20 protein-coding genes are annotated in these 15,285 nt (G+C 66.7%); 7 read left to right on the top strand and 13 right to left on the bottom strand.

All coding sequences use genetic code 11. The features are described 5' to 3' along the window. Positions 1 to 752 precede the first annotated feature (752 nt). Positions 753 to 974 carry a hypothetical protein gene (locus AC2YHA_RS13615; protein ID WP_487402028.1) on the top strand — a complete coding sequence of 74 codons (222 nt, stop codon included), beginning with the start codon at positions 753 to 755 and terminating at the stop codon, positions 972 to 974. A gap of 40 nt (positions 975 to 1,014) precedes the next feature. Then, a complete protein-coding gene (locus AC2YHA_RS13610; RefSeq protein ID WP_487402027.1) occupies positions 1,015 to 1,200 on the top strand; it encodes a hypothetical protein in 186 nt (61 codons plus the stop codon). Between the two features lie 144 nt (positions 1,201 to 1,344). Here AC2YHA_RS13610 and AC2YHA_RS13605 read toward each other — a convergent pair whose 3' ends face one another. Further along, positions 1,345 to 1,821, bottom strand: coding sequence for a hypothetical protein (locus tag AC2YHA_RS13605; protein ID WP_487402026.1), 477 nt, complete (start codon positions 1,819 to 1,821; stop codon positions 1,345 to 1,347). Between AC2YHA_RS13605 and AC2YHA_RS13600 the strand changes: the two genes are divergently transcribed. The 4 genes from AC2YHA_RS13600 (at position 1,814) to AC2YHA_RS13585 (ending at position 4,388) form a co-directional block, all read left to right on the top strand. Beyond that, positions 1,814 to 1,936: a hypothetical protein gene (locus tag AC2YHA_RS13600; RefSeq protein WP_487402025.1), complete on the top strand. Its 123-nt coding sequence runs from the start codon at positions 1,814 to 1,816 to the stop codon at positions 1,934 to 1,936. The two genes, AC2YHA_RS13605 and AC2YHA_RS13600, sit on opposite strands and share 8 nt — an antisense overlap. Positions 1,937 to 2,034: 98 nt before the next feature. Next, positions 2,035 to 2,952 (top strand): transglutaminase family protein, encoded by a 918-nt coding sequence (locus AC2YHA_RS13595; protein ID WP_487402024.1) that lies wholly within the window; start codon positions 2,035 to 2,037, stop codon positions 2,950 to 2,952. A gap of 59 nt (positions 2,953 to 3,011) precedes the next feature. Next, the gene (locus tag AC2YHA_RS13590) at positions 3,012 to 3,191 is read left to right on the top strand and encodes a hypothetical protein (protein WP_487402023.1); all 180 of its coding nucleotides are present in this window, start codon (positions 3,012 to 3,014) and stop codon (positions 3,189 to 3,191) included. 93 nt (positions 3,192 to 3,284) lie between these two features. After that, the gene (locus AC2YHA_RS13585) at positions 3,285 to 4,388 is read left to right on the top strand and encodes a calcium:cation antiporter (protein WP_487402022.1); all 1,104 of its coding nucleotides are present in this window, start codon (positions 3,285 to 3,287) and stop codon (positions 4,386 to 4,388) included. A gap of 129 nt (positions 4,389 to 4,517) precedes the next feature. On the opposite strand, the gene AC2YHA_RS13580 is transcribed toward AC2YHA_RS13585, so the two are convergent. Then, on the bottom strand, positions 4,518 to 4,790 hold the full coding sequence (locus AC2YHA_RS13580) for a hypothetical protein (protein WP_487402021.1): 273 nt from the start codon (positions 4,788 to 4,790) through the stop codon (positions 4,518 to 4,520). Positions 4,791 to 5,549: 759 nt separating this feature from the next. Here AC2YHA_RS13580 and AC2YHA_RS13575 point away from each other — a divergent pair. Further along, on the top strand, positions 5,550 to 5,816 hold the full coding sequence (locus tag AC2YHA_RS13575) for a hypothetical protein (protein ID WP_487402020.1): 267 nt from the start codon (positions 5,550 to 5,552) through the stop codon (positions 5,814 to 5,816). Here AC2YHA_RS13575 and AC2YHA_RS13570 read toward each other — a convergent pair. The 11 genes from AC2YHA_RS13570 to trbB form a co-directional block, all read right to left on the bottom strand. Next, positions 5,791 to 6,030 carry a helix-turn-helix domain-containing protein gene (locus AC2YHA_RS13570; RefSeq protein ID WP_487402019.1) on the bottom strand — a complete coding sequence of 80 codons (240 nt, stop codon included), beginning with the start codon at positions 6,028 to 6,030 and terminating at the stop codon, positions 5,791 to 5,793. The genes AC2YHA_RS13575 and AC2YHA_RS13570 overlap by 26 nt on opposite strands. Continuing rightward, positions 6,027 to 6,242, bottom strand: coding sequence for a DUF2274 domain-containing protein (locus AC2YHA_RS13565; protein WP_487402018.1), 216 nt, complete (start codon positions 6,240 to 6,242; stop codon positions 6,027 to 6,029). The genes AC2YHA_RS13570 and AC2YHA_RS13565 overlap by 4 nt, the downstream gene beginning before the upstream one ends. A 7-nt stretch (positions 6,243 to 6,249) precedes the next feature. Next, complete coding sequence (locus tag AC2YHA_RS13560) at positions 6,250 to 7,473, bottom strand: TraB/TrbI/VirB10 family type IV secretion system protein (RefSeq protein WP_487402017.1); 1,224 nt, start codon at positions 7,471 to 7,473, stop codon at positions 6,250 to 6,252. Further along, positions 7,473 to 8,318 (bottom strand): P-type conjugative transfer protein TrbG, encoded by an 846-nt coding sequence (trbG, locus tag AC2YHA_RS13555; protein ID WP_487402016.1) that lies wholly within the window; start codon positions 8,316 to 8,318, stop codon positions 7,473 to 7,475. The genes AC2YHA_RS13560 and trbG overlap by 1 nt, the downstream gene beginning before the upstream one ends. Then, the gene (gene trbF / locus AC2YHA_RS13550) at positions 8,315 to 9,115 is read right to left on the bottom strand and encodes a conjugal transfer protein TrbF (protein WP_487402015.1); all 801 of its coding nucleotides are present in this window, start codon (positions 9,113 to 9,115) and stop codon (positions 8,315 to 8,317) included. Before trbF ends, trbG begins: the two co-directional genes overlap by 4 nt. A gap of 1 nt (position 9,116) precedes the next feature. After that, a complete protein-coding gene (trbL, locus tag AC2YHA_RS13545) occupies positions 9,117 to 10,415 on the bottom strand; it encodes a P-type conjugative transfer protein TrbL (protein ID WP_487402014.1) in 1,299 nt (432 codons plus the stop codon). A 110-nt stretch (positions 10,416 to 10,525) separates the two neighbouring features. After that, positions 10,526 to 11,278: a P-type conjugative transfer protein TrbJ gene (trbJ, locus tag AC2YHA_RS13540; RefSeq protein ID WP_487402013.1), complete on the bottom strand. Its 753-nt coding sequence runs from the start codon at positions 11,276 to 11,278 to the stop codon at positions 10,526 to 10,528. Continuing rightward, positions 11,275 to 13,728 (bottom strand): conjugal transfer protein TrbE, encoded by a 2,454-nt coding sequence (gene trbE, locus AC2YHA_RS13535; RefSeq protein ID WP_487402012.1) that lies wholly within the window; start codon positions 13,726 to 13,728, stop codon positions 11,275 to 11,277. Before trbE ends, trbJ begins: the two co-directional genes overlap by 4 nt. Beyond that, positions 13,722 to 13,991 (bottom strand): VirB3 family type IV secretion system protein, encoded by a 270-nt coding sequence (locus tag AC2YHA_RS13530; RefSeq protein ID WP_487402011.1) that lies wholly within the window; start codon positions 13,989 to 13,991, stop codon positions 13,722 to 13,724. The genes trbE and AC2YHA_RS13530 overlap by 7 nt, the downstream gene beginning before the upstream one ends. Further along, positions 13,988 to 14,320, bottom strand: a complete 333-nt coding sequence (locus AC2YHA_RS13525; protein ID WP_487402010.1) for a TrbC/VirB2 family type IV secretion system protein — start codon at positions 14,318 to 14,320, stop codon at positions 13,988 to 13,990. Before AC2YHA_RS13525 ends, AC2YHA_RS13530 begins: the two co-directional genes overlap by 4 nt. A 3-nt stretch (positions 14,321 to 14,323) precedes the next feature. Beyond that, positions 14,324 to 15,277 carry a P-type conjugative transfer ATPase TrbB gene (trbB, locus tag AC2YHA_RS13520; RefSeq protein ID WP_487402310.1) on the bottom strand — a complete coding sequence of 318 codons (954 nt, stop codon included), beginning with the start codon at positions 15,275 to 15,277 and terminating at the stop codon, positions 14,324 to 14,326. Positions 15,278 to 15,285: the final 8 nt, after the last annotated feature.

The following is a 15,285-nucleotide window of genomic DNA, read 5'->3' as shown; positions in this document are numbered from 1 at the left end:
TAATCTTACCGGATACACTCCGGGCCTTATCGAGCACGCTCGTTCCCAAATCCGGCCTTCGGCTGGCCAACGTTACTGCGTCTAACGTGTCTGGACGTCGTCGCCCGCATCTTCGGCGACATGACGCCCGCTGCGATGGTTTGTCTGTGGGGCGTTGGCCATGTCTCAGCTCAGGCCCCGTGGCCCCGTCCGCGATCGTCAGCTCTGTCGGTTGGTTGCACTTTTTGGAGAGCTCTCCCTTTGGGTGCGCTGTCGCGGCTGTTATCGACCAATTCCAGCTAGACCTCGATCTGCGCGTGAACGTCTGCTTCTGACAGAAGCTGCCGTTTCCCGGTGATCATCTCGAGCGGTAGCCTCCCTGGCACCTTCGAGAAGGCAAGCCCGTCGCGCTTCGTTGCCGTACGATATCGTGGCAAAACGCGCACCGACCCCCTATATGGGTGGTATCGCGCCGTTTCGCTCATGAGCTAGGATGCGACTGAGAGATGTTTCGTGCTCCCGCTCTAGCGCGGAGCGTTGTATGTTTCAGATCTCCCCAATGCGCGTCACTCGAAGTGCGGTCACTATCGCTCCTCCACGTTCCTTCAGCCGCAGGCCGTTGAAGCCTTCGCGGCCAATTCTCTCGCTCCCGAACACCCACGCCCCAGACGCCACGCAGGCACGTGACCTCGAAGCGTGGTCAGCCGCATGGGCGGACGACGGTGGCGCGCCGTTGCAGAAGGCCGCCATACCGATGGCGCGGGAGATTTGACATGTCGCGCGCCGTCAACATCGATGCCACCGTCGATCAGGTCATTGCCATGTCGGCCAAGCACAATGCTGCGATCAGCGCGATCGAGCCGCTCCTTCCCCAAGGAACGCGCGTCGTGTTCATGAACGCCGAGGGCGCGGCCGTTGTCGCCAAGGCCTATGGTTCCCGGGTCCTCACCGGAGCGGTGACGCGCACGCAGTGGTGGCAGCGGCGCGTCGGCTGAATCCACGATTAGCGGACAAGCGCCGCAGCAAGGAACCATCATGTCGCCGAGAAACCCCGAATCTACCCATCCGATCGCTGACGATCCTGCGCAGGCGATGGCGGCCTGCGGCATCGAGCGCGTCCCCGTCGATTACTTCCACTGGAACGGCTATCGCTACAGCACGCTCAAGGACGCGCTGGCCGCGGCGCGGCGCGCGCAACCCATTGGAACCGCCGATGCTTGACCTGCTTCATCGGCTGTTCGGAACCCATCTCCCCGATCCGGCGCGCAACCATTGGGACCGCGGCCACTTCACCAGCGTCTGCGCCCGTTGCGGCCGGAACTTGGTGCGGTTGCCCGGTCTCCCGTGGCGCGTGGGTCGGGCGGACTAGCTCCCGACCATATGCGGCGATTGGCCGCTGCGCCCGACGATCGCCCAGTTCCGCCTGGAAAGGATCATGCAATGCAACCTTCCTCCACCATAGGCCGCGCGCAGGAAGCGCAGCAACGTCAACTCGCCTCGAACGCGGTGCTGCCGAACGTACAGCGGATCGCAGCGCTTGCTGCGGCTGCCTGGGCCAAGGAAGCGCTCGCCGCCGACAAGCGGGAGGAGCGAATGCGCCTCCGGAAGCTGAACGCCGGGGCTGCACCGGCACCGCACCTCGAACAGCCTCCGGATCGTGACCCACACCGTGTCGGCGAGAATGTCGACGCCACGCGCGATGCTGGCGCGCGCATCGCGCGAGTGAGCGCATTCCGGGCTGGTGCGGGCGAGCACCGGGGTGTAGGCCGGATCGCTGCTCCAATCCGGGTCAGAGCGTTGGCCGGCAGGCTCGAACGCGAAGGAGGAGCAACCGATGGCCAAGAGCCAGCGCAAGGGCAATAAGGAAACCCGTAAGCCCAAAAAGCCCGGTCCGCCCAAGAAGAACGCATCCAATCCCTCGGTGAAGGGAGTTCCGGCGTCCAACTTGGCGAAGTGAGCGGCCGCAGCCGGCCGAGGACCAGACAACCGCGAACGGTGACAAACGTCGCGGCGTGATCCTGTGCCCTGCCGCGACACCATTTTGGGAGCGAGCGCATGCTGCTCACGATCTGCCATAGCACCACCTACCGCTATGCGCGCGCGGTAACGCTGCTTCCCCACCGGATGAGGCTGTGCCCACGCGGCAGCCATAGCCTCAAGCTGGTGACCGCGCTGCTGAGCTGCTCGCCGCCCGCCTCGATCGATTGGACGCAAGATGTGTTTGGGAATCTGATCGCGACGGCCAGTTTTTCGGACATCTCCGACGAACTCACGGTGACCAGCCGTATGGTCGTCGAGCAGGGCGCGACCGCCTGGCCTGTGTTCAAGATCGCGCCGCACGCCCACCGATTTCCGTTCGCCTATTCGGCGGACGAGCGCATCGATCTTGGCGGGTTGCTTGTTCCCGAGCACTCCGATCCGGATGGGCGGCTAATGTCGTGGGCGCGTTCGATCGTCGCGAGCGGCGCAACCGATACGCTCGCACTGCTCCAGGATCTCAATGCCGCCACGCGCGCCGGCGTCGCCTATGCAGAGCGCCACGAGGAGGGTACTCAACCGCCGCTGGAAACGATCGACCGCGCGAGCGGCTCCTGCCGTGATCTGGCGACGTTGTTCATCGAAGCGACGCGCCATCTGGGGTTCGGGGCGCGTGCGGTCTCGGGCTACCTATACGATCCTCCCGCGTCCGGCGCGCTTTCGGGTGAAGCTCGGCAGCATGGCGCAACGCACGCCTGGGCGGAAGTCTATCTTCCCTGTGCGGGCTGGATAGCCTTCGATCCCACCAATGGGCGTATGGGCGAGGCGAACCTCGTGCCGGTGGCGGTGGGGCGGAACATCGTTCAGATACCGCCGCTCGAAGGCAGCTATCAGGGCGCCCCGCAGGATCTGGTGGAAATGGCGGTGGAAGTGATGGTCAGGTGCGGCAACGGGTTCGCTGCGCGATCGGATTTGGAGGTGCCGGCGCCGGTTTGAGGGCGCACGGCATCCGCCTTCCTGTAGTCGCGCCGAACCATGGCGCGTGGAGACTAGAAATGGAACTGAGACTGATCGTCGCCTATGTGCTCATGCTGCTCATGGCGTTGCTCGTCGCCGTAGTGGTCGGCTATCGCATTCACCACTCCCACGCGCGCAGCTATGCGCGCCGTTTGCGCCACGAAGCCAAGCGCGCTGCAGAGCTCGTGTCGGCAGAGAGGCAGACGCCGTCAAGCTAACGGCGTCCTGCGTAGTAGAGGAGAGCGCGTAGAGCGTTCGACCCCGGTGCGAGTTGTCCGGACAACCGATGCTCCGCCGACTATGGGAGAGGAATGAAACGCGCGACCCCGCGATTGGCGGTTGCATGGGCGACCGTGGCGGCCATGCAGCTTGCCGAGCCAGTCCGGCTGATCGGCGGGCATCCGGCGATCACCGCTGTCCTGTCTGCCTGGCTGCTCGGCGTCACCCTGTGGGCGGCATTTGGGGTAGTACACGAGGCGGAGGAGGTGGCGGAACGTTTGGGCGAGCCGCTCGGCACACTCGTCCTCACATTATCGATCGTCATCATCGAAGTCGCGCTGATCGGCGCGGTGATGCTGAGCGCCAGACAGGTGCCGACGCTTGGCCGCGACACCATGTTCGCGGTCTTGATGATCGTCCTCAACGGCGTGGTCGGCCTGTGCCTTCTGGTCGGCGGGCTTCGCTTCCATCAGCAGAGCTATAACCTGCAGGGGGCAAGCGCCTATCTGGCAGTGATCATCCCGCTCAGCGTCATCGCCTTGGTGCTACCGAACTTCACGACGTCGAGCGCGGTGGGTATGCTCTCTCTTCCTCAGGCGCTGTTCTTCTCGACTTTCACGATCGCCCTCTATGGCAGTTTCCTATGGCTCCAGACCGGCCGGCACCGCGGTTTCTTCGTTGCCGTTGCCGAGCGCCCGGAGGATGAGGCCGCAACGCCGCTCCCGCACCACCGGCGCGCACCCGGCTCGACCGCAACACGCGTCGCGGTGCTCGTGGCGAACATATTGCCGATCGTTATCCTCTCGAAAGATCTGGCGAAGCTGCTCGATCACGGCATTGCCGTGCTCGGCGCACCGACCGCCCTCGGCGGAATCCTCATCGCGTTGATCGTGTTCATGCCCGAGGGCATCTCGGCATTGAATGCTGTTGCCGCCAATCAGCTGACCCGAGCGATCAATCTCTGCCTGGGTGCCGCGACCTCGACGCTCGGTCTGACGGTGCCGGCCGTGCTGTTCATCGGACTGACGACCGGCCAGCCGGTGATTCTGGGCGTCTCTCCGGCGAACATGGTGCTGCTCGTGGTGACGTTGATGCTGAACACGCTGACCTTCTCGGGCACACGGACCACCATGCTGGAAGGTGCCGTGCACATATCGCTGTTCTTCGTCTTTCTGGTGCTCGTTTTCAGCCCATGACCGTTGAGCGAGCGGCTGCATTTCCCGGTTTCGGCTCGTGATCTGCCATTCCGGTTCCGGCCAACCTGCTCGCAGATCGGAATAGATCAGACAAACGTGCGAACATCCGCTCCTGCTATAGGCTGCTGTTCAACGCCCGTAGGGGGAATGGCAGCAAAGTTCCAATGCCAGTCGTTCGCGCCGCTGGATCGACGATCTGAACATGCGGCAGCTATCAGCGTCGGGATCGGACACCTCGGGCGGCGCAGACGGGAGGCGAAGCGGAATGGCATCGCCGTAGTCGAGCTTCAGGGCGTTGAGAACAAGGCGGTGCGCGGCCGTCGTTGCCCTGAGATCCATCTCATAGGCGTCGATCCTTGCATGGCCGGAGAGGGTAACATCGAGCAAGCGGAGCTGAGGCATATCCCACTCGCTCGCTTCAAGATGGAACGATCGACCGTGACGAACGGGTGCAGGATGCGTCTACGATCAGACGATCGCCCGGCACGACGATCTTCCGAACTCTGACAGACGCGGGTTCGTCGGGACAGGAACTCAATCGTCCTGCGAGTCCGGCAACTACCACAAACGACCGCCGAGCTGCTGTGGTCCGCACTAGCTTCACTCGGCTTCGGGCTTTTCGAAGCGCAAGCCAGTGAGCTATTTAGGATTCCCTCCGCCTTCGTTTTCCCATTGATCCACGGCGCTACGGAGCTGCGTATCGCGCGACTCCGGCCAGACCTTGCGCTTGGCTCGCTCAAGCGGGGTAAGCAAGCCATCCAGGAGCTTGCGATAGGCCCTCGCCATACCCTCATGAGCTATCCGGGAAGTAGGCTCCGCCGCTGCCTTGGCCGCAGCCAAGGATACCTTCAGTCTCTTCGCATAATATTCGATACTCATCGCTTATGCTTCCGCGAAACCGGAGCACGATGATCTCAAGCCAAGGTTGCTCGTTGAGTCGCCCTTATGGGCCCATATTATCACAATTGGCACATCAAGTAATGCATCGACGTCGAGGCGCGTATCGCCGGTAGAAACGCTTGACGAATATCCGCATCCGGCAATCGAGCCCCGTAGCAATGTTGAGTACCAGCCCCATATCAAACGCATCGCAGCCCATGCTACGAGCGCGGTCGCGGCTGAGAGATGTTTCGTGCTCCCGCTCACTGACGGAGACACGACATGAGCACCTATTTTGAGACTGCTGCGCCTACGCAGGACGGGGCGGTTCGCTCCTTAGAGGCTGACGCTTTGGAAGCGGCACTCCACGACATGGCCGAGTCATTTTCGAGAGACTTTATCGACGGCCGCGTGGGCGAGCAACACAACACCTTCGAGCATCGCACTCGGGTTCTTCGGCAACTTACCGCCAAGCTCGCCATCATGCGCACGCAATTCACGAACGCTGATCGACTAGCAGACGTCAGTGCTTCTCGAACAGCCGCTTGAGGCTGGCGTAAAGGATGAAGGTGGATCGGCCGATCTTTGCGGTTTCAAGTTCACCGGAGCCAATCAGCTCATAAAGCGTGGACCGCGGGATACCGGTCAGTTTAACCGCGGTTGCCACCCGGACGCAGATCGGCTCGGCCGGCAGATCCTCGAGCAGGGCGAGTGTTGCCTCTACCGCACTATAGCGGTCCTCGATGGTCCGCCCTTTGCTCATCGCTTCGCTCGCGAGCGCATAAAGGCACGATCGCCCTCGACAAAGCCCGTGAGCATTGCCGGAATGAGTTCCGTCACGGGCTCTTCGCGGCCATAGGTTTCCGCATAGGCTTTTGCATAGTCGTTCAGTGCGGCTTGGAGGTCAGGTGTGATGCTGATCGTGAGTTTGATCGGTGTGCGGTCTGGCAGCTTGGGAAGCTTCAAGTCTGACATGGGTCACCTATTCAGATGATGGAGCAAGCACGAGGTCGCGGTGCACGACGAGCCGCACCGGCGTGCCAGGCCGGATGGTGATCGTCGGCTGAATCTGGAGATTGCGCGAGGTGAACTGGTCACCGGCGCGCGCGACGTTCTGCTGAGTGGACTCCCGAATAGCCTGCACGAGGTCGCTCTCGCCGGTGAACGTGAGATTCGAGCCGACGCCGAGCAGCGTCGAGATCGCGACGCCCTTGAGCAGCGTCCAGGTGTGGAAATCGACCTTGTCCTCCAGGCCGGCGTAACCCGCCGGATCGGTCGCCGGCACATTCTCGATCCGCAGCGAGCTGCCGTTCGGAAAGACGATCCGCTGCCACACGACGAGTGCGCGTCGTTGCCCGAACGCCACCACGGAATCATAGGTGCCGATGAGGCGCGCGCCCTGCGGGATGAGAAGGATATTTCCTGTCGCGCTGTCGAACACGCGCTCGGTCACTTGCGCCGTGACCAGGCCGGGCAGATCGGAGCGGAGGCCGGTGATCAGGCTGGCGGCGATCACGCTTCCTGCCGAGAGCACATAGGGTGATGCTGCCGGTCTGACCGCATGCGGATTGACGTCGCCGTCGCGATCTTGCGCAGCGACGAAATCCGCCTTGCGCTGCTGCGCGTTCGGATCGCTGTCCGGGTCCAAAGCTAGCCTGCCGGCACCGGTGGGGGCGGTAGCCGCAGCGGTGGGAGCGGTAGCCGCAGCGGTGGGCGCGGCGGCCTCCGTTCCGATCGGCCGATTGCCCGTCTGCACCAGCACGCCTGATTCGCGTGCCGCCCTGCGTTTGGCAGCCGCTTGCTCGCGTGCCGCCTGTTCGGCTTGCTCGGCCACTGTCGGAGGGGGCGTCCCTTCCGCCGCGATCGCCTGCTGGTGCTTGAGGATGGGGCGGCCGAGATCGCCCGGTAGCGGCGGGCCGAGCCGCGGTGCGTCGCCGTAGCTGGCGGGAAGCGCGCTGAGGGCATCGGCTGGCGCCTTTGCCGGCTCGGCAAGGTCGCTCTGCTCGCCGACCAGCTGCAGGCTTCGCGGCTTGAGCGCAAACCAGGCGGTCACGACCAGCAGGACGATGGCGACCGCCGTCAGGCCGATAATGATGCCGCGCTTGAAGCGGATTGCGGGCGCGGGCCGTGCCCGAAGGACGAGCGTTCCCGGATCGACCTTGGCCGGCGCGGCGGCCTGGGGAGGAGTGGCGGCAGTGTCGGTCATCACGACCTCCTGCCGGTCCGGCTGATGTGCACCACCTGCTGGCGCTTCGTGCCGAGGCGGAGTTCCGCCGCGTCGAACAGCCGGTCGACCACATAGTAGCGGCCGCGCAGCCGGTAGTTGACGAGCTGGGCTTCGCCCCTCTCGTCGACCAGGAACAGCGGCGGCGCTTCTCCGACGGCGAGCGACGGCGGGAACTCGATGAAGGTCTGCCGCCCGTCATCGAAAGCCCGCAGCGGACGCCAGGCCGGCCGGTCTCCCGAGATCTCGTATGCGAAGTTGAGCCGCTCGATCTCAAGCCCTGCGGCGACCGGCGCGGCGGCCGCGGCGGCCTCCTGCGCGCGCCGGACGGCGAGCAATTCATCCTGCGGGTAGCTCCACGACAGCGCCGCCATTGCTGGTCCGGCCGTGCTGGTGAGCGCGATGTGGTAGGTTCGCCGGTCGGTCGTAATGACCAGGTTGGTGGCGAGCCCCGTCGAGAACGGCTTCACCAGCACATGGACGCGCTTCTCGGCACCCGCGCCGCTGCTCGTGTCGCCGATTACCCAGCGGACGGTATCTCCGCTCGCGACCGCGATCAGGTTCTCACCCGGCTGCAGCGCGATGTCGGTCACGCGCTCGGGCGCGGTGTAGGCGCGGTAGATCGTCCCCTCGGAAAAGGGATAGACCGCCGTCGCGTTCACGAAATCGGGGCGCCGGGGCTCCAGGGTGGCCTCGGCATTGGCGGCGCGGACCGCGGCGACGCTTCGTTGCGGCCGGCCGTCGGTCACCTGGGCGAATGCGGTGGATGCGGCGGTCGGGACGGTAGCGGCTGCGGCGAGCGCCGCGAGGGCGAGCTGACGGTTCATTGCCGGTTCTCCGTGGCGGTGGGGGATGGCGGTTCGAACGCGAGATTCGGGTCGAGCGGCGAGCCGAGCGGCACGCTCGGCGATGGGCCCGGCGCCGGTGTGGGCACGGGCGTCGGGTCGAGCTCGCGGCTCCAGTCGATCGCGTCGACATAGATGCCGAGGGGATTGCGCCGCAGCGTCTCTGCCGAAGTCGGGGCCTTCCGCACCACCGTCAGAATGCCGGTCCAGTTGGACGTGCCGGTCCGGACGCCGCGCTCGAACGCGGTCTCGGTCCATTTGACCTGGAACGAGCGGTCCGAGGCGCGGACGACGCTCGTCACCTGGACAGAGACGGTCCTTTCGCCGACGGCGGCGAACGGATCGGCGGCGCGCGCATAGTCGCCGAGGAACTGCGCGCCGCGCCGGGTGACGAAGTCGTAGGCGGACAGCCAGTCGCGGCGCATCAGCACGGGATCGAGCGAGACGGACCGGACCTGCTCGATGAAGCGCGCAAGATGCCAGGCGACCTGTGCGTCGGTCGGCTGGTAGTCGCGCTCGGCTTCGCTGAGGGCACGGGCCTCGCCGAGCCGGTCGACCGCGACGACATAGGGCACGACCTTGCTCTGGAGCGATTGCCAGACGAGTGCGGCCGACATGGCGGTGGTGAGAAACAGGCCGCCGAACGCCATCAGCCGCCAGTTGCGGGCCTGGACGCGTGCCGAGCCGATGCGCTCGTCCCACAGCTGCCCGGCGCGCTGGTAAGGCGTCTCCGGTTCGGGCGTGCGCCCGTAGCGCTGAACGCTTCGCTTGAAGCGCATCTCAATCCTCCTTTTCCTTGATGTCGGGGGCGGCCGAGGCGCCGCCACGGTCGCCCTCCTTGATCGTCTGAAGCGCGATGTGGCGGTGGTGCCGCGCGTCCTGCTGGCGGCGCAGCGACCGGGCCCATGACGGCGCGGCATCTTCGCTCGAAGGCGATGGCTGGGCGCCATCACCGCCGGCGAGCGCAGACCAGGCGGCGGCGCGCCCCGCTTCCGCCGCGTCCCTGAGGCCGAATGCCGCGCTTGCCTTCTGCCGGGCTGCACCTGCGGTCGCCTGCGCGACGCCCTTGAGGCCGGCGCCCACGGTCGGGGAGCTCGACGCTTCCTGTCCGAACTTGTAGGCGGTGGACGCCGCCGAGCCCATCGTTGTGCCGGCGCGGACGGCGCCGAGCGCGCCCGCGCCCGCCAGGCGAGCCGCGCCGATCGCGGCACCGCCGCTGAGCGCCACGACGCCGGCAGCACCAAGGGTCGTGCCGACGGCTGCGCCGGCGCCGAGCTGCGGCGCGCCGGCGACCAAGCCCGAGGCAATGCCCGGACCGAAGATGCCCAGGCCGAACAGCGAAAGGGCACCGAGCGCCAGGCTCATCGCCGCGCCGAGATCGGGCTCCTGCCCCTGCATCGAGGTCGTGAACTCCTCGAAGAAGTTGGAGCCGATACCGACGATGACGGCGAGCACCATGACCTTGATGCCGGACGAGACGACGTTGCCGAGGACGCGCTCGGCGAGGAAGCTGGTCCGGTTCCACAGCGCGAACGGCACGAGGATGAAGCCGGCGAGGCTGGTCAGCTTGAACTCGATGATAGTCACGAACATCTGCACCGCGAGGATGAAGAAGGCGAGGATCACGATCGCCCAGGCGAACAGCAGCACGGCGATCGTCAGGAAGTTTTCGAAGAAGCTGATGAACCCCATCATGCTCGATGCCTGCTCGAGCAGCGGCCAAGCCGCGGAGAAGCCGGTGCCCGCGAGGCGGCCGGGCTTGAGCAGATCGTCGGCCGACAGCGTGCCGCCGCCTGCGGTGAGCCCGGCCTGGGCGAACGAGCGGAAGATGATGTCGGCGAGCGTCGAGAAGCTGTTCAGGATCAGCGCGAATGCGCCGATGTAGAGGATCTTTTTGAGGAAGCGGCCGATCACGTCCTGCTCGCCGCCCATCGCCCAGAACAGCCCGGCGAGCGTGATGTCGATGCCGATCAGCACCGTGGTGAGGAAAGCCACGTCGGGACCGAGCAGCCCGAACCCGCTGTCGATGTAGCGGATGAAGGCGGCCATGAAGCGGTCGATGACGTTGAGGTCCTGCACTTGCGCTTTCCTTCGCGGGTGGGGTGCCGCGGGGCATGGCGGGGGAGCTTGGCCACGCCCCGCGGCGACGGCGGCGGGAGGCGAACCGCCGCCGCTCGGCCGGCGTCCGGCTATTGGGGCGTGTAGGCGGAGCCGGTGCCGAGGAACTTCCGGGTGGCGGCGCGCCCTTCGGCCTCCGCCTGGGCGCGGCGCGCGGCTTCGATGGCGTCGGCGCGATACTGCGCGGCCATCAGGGTCTGGATCTGGAACTGCTGCTTGGCGGTGAGCGCGAGCAGCTGGTTGGTCGCCTGGGCCGCCTGCAGTGCTCCTTCGGCGCCCTGGCTCTTGGCCACGATCGCATTGAGGCTCTGCGCGTCGGCGCTGACATTCTCGGCGACCTGCGCTTGGACCGTCATGGTCTGGCGATAGGCGGCCATGGCGGTGTCGAGCCGCTGGCGCGCCGCGATCACCCGATCGTCGGTCGAGAGCGCCCGATCGAAGTCCAGGGGGAAGAGCTGGCGGAACTGCTGATCGAGCCCGGCGACGCGGAAATTCAGCCCCTGCGCCTGATCCATCAGCCGGTCGATCTGCTGAAGGCGCTGGGTGATCGCCTGCAGCTCGGGGAAATCGATGCGGCTCAGATTCCTGGCCTGGTTGAGCAGCATCGTCGCCTCGTTCTGGAGCGAGCGGACCTGATTGTTGATCTGCTGAAGCGTCCGGGCGGCGGTCAGCATGGTCTGGCTGTAGTTGTTGGGATCGAAGACGGTGATCTGCGCGGATGCCGGCGCGGTGATGACCGCCATGCCGAGCGACGTTGCGGCGGCCAGGCCGAGCGCGGCGGCGATGACGTGCTTGCGTGAGGACGAATAGATAGAACGGGTCACGATCTTGTCTCCTCTAAGGTCTGCGGTTGGGGAGCTGGGAAGCGGGCGAGCAGGTCGGCGGCCCAGTCGAGCCCGGCATCGCGGAGGAAGCGCTGCGCGAACTTATCGGCGCCATGCTCGGCGAGCAGCGCGTCGACGCGCTTGACCCATTCGGGACCGGACGCGCCGCACAGGGCGAGCGCCACCGGACCGAGGCCGAGCTCGAACAGGCGATTTCCGCGCGCGGACTGGAGGTAATAGTGGCGCTTGGGGGTGGCCCGGCTGATCAGCTCGATCTGGCGGTCGTTGAGGCCGAAGCGCTCATAGGCCTGTCGGCTCTGCGGTTCGATCGCGCGGTCGTTGGGCAGCAGGATGCGTTGCGGGCAGCTCTCGATGATGGCCGGCGCGATGCTGCTCTCGGCGATATCGGCGAGGCTCTGGCTCGCGAACAGCACCGCGACGTTCTTCTTGCGCAGGGTCTTCAGCCATTCCCGGATCCGCGCGGCGAACAGCGGATGGTCGAGGAACTTCCAGGCCTCGTCGAGGATGAGGAGCGTTGCTCGGCCGTCGAATCGCGCCTCGAGCCGATGGAAGAGATAGTCGAGGACCGGCGCGACCACGCCCGCCTGCTGCATCAGCGCCTCGGTCTCGAAGCACTGCACGTCCGCGAACGCGAGCGTCTCGTCGGCTGCATCGAGCAGCCGTCCATAGGGACCTTCCACGGTGTAGGGCGTGAGCGCCATGCGGAGCGGCGCCGACTGGAGCAGCATGGAAAGCCCGGTCAGCGTCCGCTGCTCGACCGGCGCGGTGGCGAGGTTACCCAAGGCCGACCAGACCGCGTCCTTGACTTGCGGCGTGACTGCGACCTTCTCGTGCGAGAGCAGCGCGCCCAGCCATTCGGCCGCCCAGGCGCGCTCTACGGGCTCGTCGATGCGGCGCAGCGGCTGGAACGCCAGGCCGGTCTCGTCGCCCGAGGCGCCCCGTGCATAATGCGCGCCGCCCATCGCAAGGACAGCTACGCGAGCCGAAAAGCCCATATCGAAGATGACGACCTGCGAACCCGCATATCGCCGGAACTGCAGCGCGATCAGCGCCAGCAGCACCGACTTGCCGGCGCCGGTGGGCCCGACGACAAACATATGCCCCACGTCGCCGACATGGGTCGACAGCCGGAACGGCGTCGTGCCCGAAGTCTGCGCATAGAGAAGCGGCGGCCCACCGAGATGCCGGTTCGCATCCGGCCCTGCCCAGATGCCCGAGAGCGGCATGAGGTGGGCGAGGTTCAGGGTGTGGACGAGCGGCTGGCGGACATTGGCATAGGCGTGGCCCGGCAGCGACGAGAGCCAGGCTTCGACCGCGTTGATCGTCTCACGCACGCAGGTGAAGCCGAGCCCGCCCACGATGCGCTCGACCGCGCGGACCTTCTCCTCGACGCGGCCGCGATCGGCGTCGGCGACGGTGATGGTCGCTGTCAGATAGCCGAAGGCGACATGGTCGCCGCCGAGCTCCTGCAAGGCGAGGTCGGCATCGACGACCTTGTTGTCGGCGTCGCTGTCGAGCAGTTGCGCCGGCTGATTGTAGAGCACCTCGCGCAGAAGCGCGCTGATCGACTTGCGCTTGTTGAACCACTGGCGCCGGATGCGGGTGAGCACTCGGGTCGCGTCGGTCTTGTCGAGCGCGATGAAGCGCGTCGTCCAGCGATAGCCAAAGTCGGCGGAATTGAGGGCGTCGAGAATGCCGGGACGGCTGAGGCTCGGGAAGCCGAGCACGGTGACGGTGCGCAGGTGCCGGTCGCCGAGGCGCGGCTCGAGCCCGCCGGCGAGCGGCGTATCCGTGAGCAGCGCGTCGAGATACATCGGCGTGTCGGGAACCGCGACGAGATGGCGCCGGTCCGACACAGTGCCGTGAAGATAGGTCAGCGTCTCGGCATCATCGAGCGCGCGCACCTCCGGCATGAAGCCGCCGAACAGGTCGAGCACGCGGTCGGTCTCGGCAACGAAGCGCGCGAGCTCGCCGCGCCAGTCGCGGGCGCCGTTATCGTCTGGCCGATCGACCAGCACCCGGCCGGCGGCATCGCTGCTGTCGGGCGCGGGCAGCCAGAGCAACGTCAGGTAGTAGCGGCTCTCGAAATGCTCGCCCTCGGCCTCGAAGCCGGCGCGGCGCTCCTCGTCGACGAGCCAGGAGATGGGGTCGGGGAAGCGGCTCTCGGGATAGCCGGGTGCCTCGCGCCGCTCGGCCTCGAAGAACAGGGCCCAGCCCGAGCCGAAGCGGCGGAGCACGTTGTTGGCGCGCGCCGAGGCGGCGACGAGCTCGGCCTCGGTCGCGCTTTCCAGATCGGGGCCGCGGAACGCGAGCGTGCGCTGGAAGCTGCCGTCCTTGTTGAGGACGACGCCGGGCGCGACCAGCGCCGCCCAGGGCAGATGGTCCACGAGCCGGTCGGCGCGGTGCCGGTATTCGTGCAGCGCTAGCATGCGAAGTGCCCCTTCTGGCGCAGGTGCCGGAGCAGCACTGGCGCGAAGTCGGGGTCGCGGCGGGCGGCGAACACGGCGAGGCTGTGCCCCACCGCCCAGATCGCAATGCCGGCCAGCCATTGCTGAAGGCCGAGGCCGATCGCCGCCGCGATCGTGCCGTTGACGATGGCGAGGCCGCGCGGCGCCCCGGCGAGCAGGATCGGCTGGCCGAGGCTGCCGTGGATCGACGCCTCGAAGCCCTCGATGTGCGCTCCGCCGTTCACGCGACGAGCGCCCCGCCGCCGAAGCTGAAGAAGGAGAGGAAGAAGGACGAGGCCGCGAACGCGATCGACAGGCCGAACACGATCTGGATCAGCCGCCGGAACCCGCCCGCGGTCTCGCCGAACGCCAGCGTGAGGCCGGTCGTGATGATGATGATCACCGCGACGATCTTGGCCACCGGCCCCTGGACGGACTCCAGCACCTGCTGGAGCGGGGCTTCCCAGGGCATGCCCGAGCCGCCGGCCCAGGCCTGGGCCGAGAACGCGACCAGGCCGAAGGCGAGCAGCGGCAGGGGCGAAAGCGGACGGATAGGCGCGCAGAATCTGGACATGGATCAGTCTCCGTGGGTGGACGGTTCGGTAGTGGGGGTGAGGTCGACGAGGCCGTAGTTGCCGGCGAGATCGAGGCCGGCGAGCCGGGCGACGGTCTGGACACGCCGCGCGGTGCCGCGGCCTTCGATGAACACGACGAGGTCGACCGCCTCGGCGATCAGCCGCCGCGGCACAGTGACCACCGCCTCCTGCACGAGCTGCTCGATCCGATAGAGCGCGGCGGCGGCGCTGTTGGCGTGGACGGTGGCGATCCCGCCGGGATGGCCCGTGTTCCAGGCCTTGAGCATGTCGAGCGCCTCGGGACCGCGCACCTCGCCGACGATGATGCGGTCGGGCCTGAGGCGCAGCGTCGAGCGGACGAGGTCGGCCATGGTGACCGCGCCCGGCCGGGTGCGCAGCGCGACGGTGTCGGCGGCGGGTGACTGGAGCTCGCGCGTGTCCTCGATCAGCAGCACGCGCTCGTCGAGATGCGCCATCTCAGCGAGCAACGCGTTGGCGAGGGTGGTCTTGCCCGAGCTGGTGCCGCCGGCGACGAGGATGTTACGACGCTCGACGACGGCGAGCGACAGCAGCCGCGCCGCATCGGCCGACATGATGCCGTCGTTCACGTAATCCATCAGCGTGTAGAGGCGAGTCGCCGGCTTTCGGATCGAGAAGCAGGGGCCGAGCGACACCGGCGGCAGCAGACCCTCGAAGCGTTCGCCCGCGCCTTGCCCATGCGGCGGCAACTCGGCGGAAACGATCGGCCGGTCGGCGTGGACGTCGGTGCGGGCGTGGGAGGCGACCAGGCGGATGATCCGTTCGACCTGCGCGGGATCGAAGCGGACCTGCGTGTCGGTGCGCCCTTCGCCGAGCCGGTCGAGGCGGAGCGACCCGTCGGGATTGACCATGACTTCGAGCACGAGCGGATCGGCGAGCGCCGCCGCGATCGTCGGACCCATGGCGGTGCGCAGCATCGCGCGGC

This window comes from Sphingomonas sp. SRI_018, from assembly GCF_057586275.1.
This window is presented reverse-complemented; position numbering and strand designations above follow the sequence as displayed.